Below are 5,923 nucleotides of genomic sequence, written 5' to 3'. Positions count from 1 at the left end.
ATACTCCGGAGGATTTTCCCAGTTATCATAAGCATCCTGGATATATGCCTTTATCGCAATATTCGAATTGCCAATATCTCCTGTACATGCCATATTTACTTCAAAACCCTTCTGCTCCTTCCAGTCACGCAAATATCCCATATTCTCTGCCACACTGGGATAATCAGGATATATTATCAACAGAGAAGGTCTTTGAAATTCATCGCGCAGTCCTCGTTCCTCGGCATTATTTGCGTACCCAGACCATCCCTGGTCTGATTTATTCAATATCACTGATTGATATAGCTTATCAAAGGCCCGGGAAGATTTCCTGCTCGATGTCTTGCTGTTTATCCCTCCTTTACCTGAAACTGAAATTTCCACTTTTATAGCATTGTAAATATTGAGCAAACCCCGCTCCGCATCATACTGATATGGACAAAATGTTACCCTCACCAACCTTACATCCCGCATGATCACTGGATCACCTATACTTACTATCTCAGCAGGTAATTCGCTCTGAATGCTCATCATCTTATTTCGTGATTCATGTTCAAAAGAAGTTATCTCAAAACTCACAGTCCCTTCAGCAGGTATTGCCAACAATCTACCATAGGACTGCAATTCCTGTTCTTCAAACTCTTCCAGATAAAATTCCAGATTTATTCTGCCTGTCTCTACCTGCTCATATTTGATCAATGATCCCCTGTCCAGCTCTTCGCCGGTTGCCCTGCCCCATAAAAACAAACCCCATAACATTACCAGTAAAAACAAACTAATTCTCTTCATCGTTTTCCCTTATTTTAATAAATTAATTTTATTCCTGATTTTTTGTCCAGCCCATTTAATTTCATAGAAATAAATGCCAGAGGCTGCTTCAAGATCATCATCATTTCTGCCATTCCAGATGAAGGAATGCTTCCCAGTCTCCAGTACAGCATTTAACATCTCTTTCACTTTTCTGCCTTTAATATCATAAACAGCCAGTGTCACTTCACCCTTAGCCGGCAGGTCAAATTCAATAGTTGTGCGTGGATTAAATGGATTAGGATAGTTGCGGCAGCTTAGAGGAGCATTTGCTATTTCCTCTTCGATAATACCTACTGTGGTAATTGTGAGGCAGGTTTCATATTTTCTGCCACCTCTACCTTCATTGATATAAACTCCCACGCTATAAGTGCCATTCTCTGTGTATATATGGGTAGGATTCAATTCATAACTGTCTATCTCTTCATCACATTCAAAATCCCAGCCAATATCATATATCTCTTCATTACTGATTACTGAAAATGACACACTGCTTTGCTCCTGTTCCCAGTCAAAATCACATTCCGTGCCCTGCCATTCGTAGCAACCCATATCAATGCCATCTCCATAAACACGCGGATTGCCTGCCAGATCAGTTTCGCACAGTTCATAACCTTCCGGTAAACCTGTCAGCGTGCCACTATCAATGCAGGGAGAATCATTTTGCAGGCTAAATTCACTCTTACCTACTCCACAATATTCAGGGTTCTCGTCTATATCCAGATTACCTTCCAGCCACTCAGCCGTCCAGTCACCCCCCAAATCTACCATATCATCAAAACCACCTTCAACTAAGGAATGGGTCACGCCAATATATGTTTCACCTGCTGTAGCATTTCCCCCAATCAATAAACTATGGTATTCATTATTATATACAATAGAGTTATAAATATAAAGATTAGCACCATTGTTTGCACCCAATGCACAAAGTGAATTATTATTGGTTATATTACCACTAATTGTTGAATTTATTAGAAACAAATTAAGAAAGTCATCATCACCATTAATTGCATAGCCAAAGGGCAGACATGCTTGATAAACGTGGCTATCAAGATCAGTAATACATACATTCTCGAAGTAATAATCCAACGGTTCTTGAATATTGTTCCCATTAACAACTATTATTCCAAAACCACCTAAAATATCTCCGGTACCCTCTTCTATTAAAGGGTAACCGCCCTTTATTTTTAGATTTTTTAGTTCAGCCCTATAGATAGAACTCATCTGTATAGTATTACATAGGCTGGAATTGTCATAGATTCCAACATTGTTAAGCTCAAAAATATCATAATTAATTACACTAATTGCATTGCATGAATTATTTTCACAGACAATATCTTCGACCTCTGCTGAACCAGACATATTATATCCACAAAAATCCAGATTATGAATTGTAAATTCACCGGAATCATTACAAATAGTGAATCCTTCTATTTGGTTATTTTCCTTTTTCAAGACCCCAAACACACCTGATTCATTTTCACGATCTAATATTGTGCAATCAGAACCGCTGCCGATTACATACATATTAGATTTCAAGCCTGTCACGGGTAGTTCATCATTACTGCTGCGAGAATATGTACCGGCAGCTATGTGGATTATTCCTGGATTCTCTACATCTCCTTCGCATTTCAAAGTAGCATACCAGATGTTCTTTAAAGGACTTTCAGAAGAAATACCATCATTACTGTTGTCTCCATCCGGTGAAACATAAACTTCCTGACAGGTTTCTGTAATATAGACTTCATCATAACTCACATTAAACATATCATCATCATTGTATCCGTCATAAAAATATTGTCTGTTAGGAGGTAATGAGGTACCTCTCTGCATTGGAAAATTATAGCTGTAATCAGAATCTACAGATATGTATATATCTGATCCTAATCTTGCATAATTACAATAGATACTATTTAAATCTTCAGAATCAAATAAAATTCCATCGTTTCCGAAAGCTAATCCCCCTCCACTATCTACACCTACATTATATCTTATTATAGTACCTTTCAGGTAAAGTGAACCATCTGCAATGTAAACTCCACCAGCTCTATATTCTGAATAATTATGTTCAATAATACAATGCGAAATTTCCAGTTCATCGCCAAAAAATATTACACCTGCACCATGGTGAAAACAATTTTCTATGCCTGTGCGACTGTATCCGTTGATAATAGTAAATCCGGTCAGTGATACACTCTCTGGTGGGTAGTAGTAATAAACCACATTCGAGGTATGACTGCCATCCAATATTGTCGTATGGATATAACTGGTATCTTGAGTAACAGCATATAGGCTCATTAGGTGAATGTCTTTGTAAAATATCAGGATATTCTCATAATATGTGCCAGGATGTACTAAAAGAGTGTCTCCACTTTCTACAATATCTATTGCCGTCTGTATTTCACTGAAATCACCACTGCCATCTTGAGCAATTTCCCACACAAAAGCTTCTGACAATAAAGGTAAAAGTACAAGTAATAATAAAATACATTTTCTCATTATATCTCCTAAGCAAATTTATCCCAATTCATTGCGTATCCAGAGCTTTTGAAAATCATCCATAGTCTTGCATAGCGTAAGCGAAGGATGACCAGCTCTGATTGATTTTAATCCAGACCAGGATGGTCTGGATACGCAAATTCCGGTCCATCCCAGCTCTGGATCACATTACATTTCATTCAAAATTCAAAATTTAAAATTGACAGAACTATTTCATCATCAGCATCTTTTCTCTAATGCTTTGACCCTGATATTTAAGTTCATAAAAATACATTCCAGAAGCAGCTCTTTTGCCTCTTTCATCTGTACCGTTCCAGATAACTTTGTGCAATCCTGCTGATTGTTCAGAAGATACCAGGCTTTTCACCTTCTGCCCCCTGATGTTATAGACATCTATAGTAACATTTCCGCTCTCAGGAATTGAATATTCGATCGCTGTTTCGGGATTGAAAGGATCAGGATATTGCTTAGTGTGAACTATAGTATCATCCATCACTGGCATAGCTTCACCTTTTTCTCCCAGACATACTCGCGTGATAACATTTTCCCGAGGATAGACATCTTCATCGCGATACAAGGCAAAATCCTCATCATAAACCCGATAGTTAACTTCCGGTTCAGACCTGCCACCAGTAAATATTCTGAATTCCAAAGGCTCTGGACTGCGGTTCAATTCAGAAGTAAAAGCTCTGATAAATACAGGATATCCCATAAATACACTGGCTCCAATGCACTCTCCATTTTCATATACTGCCACTTCCTCTATCTGTTCATTGCTTACTATTGTGTCTATCAGAATAGCTTCATATTCCAGTTCTTCTTCATACTGATAATACTCAGTTTCGGGTGGGATATATTCTTCTAATTCTTCATATCCCAAAATATCATAATAATCCATCACCGTAGGATGCCCAGTAGCTAAGATTACATCATACATTTTGCCATAATAGCACGTCAGACTCTTTCCCGGATCAATAGCTGCAGTCCAGCTTGATGAGGTGTTTTTTCTTGACATTGTCCAGTATTGACCCTGAATAAACGTTGCATCATCAATGATCTCTTCAAAAGCATCATATACGCTAGCGCTGCCATGCACGAAATACGGGATCCAGAAACGACTTTCTGAAGAAGATAAAGGAATTTCATGATCTTCCAGTACGTGGACGCCATCTAAATAATATTGCAATAATCCAAAACCTCCAATATTGCTGAGATTTAGTTTGTAACCCTTTATGTATTCCAGATCATAATCTTGCATATCATTCCAGTTATAATAAAGCTGAGCACTTTCGTAAAGAATGGGAACGTAATCCTCCGTCTCATCCAATTGAACTTGGGCATCCAAATCTGTATAATCCACTGGGAAACATTTCCAGTTAACGCCATTTACTGATAAATATGATACTTCTGGAATATAATCATGGTCAGAATTGTAATAACCAAAATTACTGTAAGAAGTAATAGTACCATCACTTTCAATTACAACAAGCTCAGCATCATCAAGTTCATTTGCTGAGGGTATTGGATCGAAATAATCCACAGAAGGACCATCATAATCTAAAGAAACATTCTGGGTAACGGCAAGATAAGCACCGGGATATTCAGAAACATATGGATTTGGATGAAATACTACCTCTCCATAAAATATACGATGTTCATAATCATCAGGGTCTTCATTGTCTATCACACCTCTTTTATAGATATATAGATCATCTCCATCACTGAACATAAAATTTCTCCAACTATGCTCGCTTTCAATCTGATCTAATTTATAAAGAGCTTGTTCAAGACCTTTCAATATATTCCGATTTGCTTCAATGTTTTTGATCAACCAGTAAAAGAAATATTCAGAATCAATTATATCATTAACAGATGAGATTTCAATATTGTGATCATTATCATGAAGATGGTCAAAAGCATCATTAAGCCAGTCATCATCTGCCCCCTCTTCTAACAGTGTTTCAAGATTACTGATAGTAACTCCTCCATTATGCATGAATGTATATACTTTGCTATCAGTGCGAGAATCCCACACAAAGGGATGATATGCAGTTTCTTCATGATTAACATCTGTAGTAATTCTGGCATGATTAAGCATTACTGTTGAAGTTGTATAATATTCAGATATATTATAGTAATTCAAATCATCTCCACTATTAACTCGATATGAATAGATATCATCAGGAGGTGTAGTATTATGAAAGGTTACACCCCTGCCATCATCATGTGGACACGAGTTTAAACCAGTATTGAGTAATGTACAATAATGCCATTGAGGTGAATAACTCCAATCCAATGTACCTTCATCGGTTGCTACTGCAGCAGCCATATCACATGTATAGGCACTGATTGCCATCAGTGTAAAACAAGCTATAAATACATACTTTTTCATTTTTCCTCCTTACTTAAGTATGTTAGATTATTTATCCAATAAAACCCAATGCCTCTACTTAAGTAAAACCAGAGCGATATCCACCTAATACCTTAACTATATATATATATATATAGTTACATCATTCAACCTTACCCCCATTTTTACTCCTCTTCATCTATATATTTCATTCTTTCTTTCAAATACCTCTATTTCAAAAGCACAGCCTTTAGCATTAATTGCTGCTCTCCTGCTTTCATCTGCACA

The 5,923-nt window shown here is 37.1% G+C and carries 3 protein-coding genes; all 3 read right to left on the bottom strand.

Features of this window, described 5'->3' with window-relative positions; translation table 11 throughout:
- Positions 1-768, bottom strand: a 768-nt coding sequence (locus tag RAO94_06510; GenBank protein MDP8321984.1) for a C25 family peptidase propeptide domain-containing protein, incomplete at its 3' end; no start/stop codon positions are given.
- Between the two features lie 9 nt (positions 769-777).
- Complete coding sequence (locus tag RAO94_06505; GenBank protein MDP8321983.1) at positions 778-3,285, bottom strand: T9SS type A sorting domain-containing protein; 2,508 nt, start codon at positions 3,283-3,285, stop codon at positions 778-780.
- A 208-nt stretch (positions 3,286-3,493) separates the two neighbouring features.
- On the bottom strand, positions 3,494-5,677 hold the full coding sequence (locus tag RAO94_06500; protein MDP8321982.1) for a FlgD immunoglobulin-like domain containing protein: 2,184 nt from the start codon (positions 5,675-5,677) through the stop codon (positions 3,494-3,496).
- Between the last annotated feature and the right edge of the window lie 246 nt (positions 5,678-5,923).

The organism is Candidatus Stygibacter australis, assembly GCA_030765845.1.
Lineage (GTDB): Bacteria > Cloacimonadota > Cloacimonadia > Cloacimonadales > TCS61 > Stygibacter > Stygibacter australis.
This window is presented reverse-complemented; position numbering and strand designations above follow the sequence as displayed.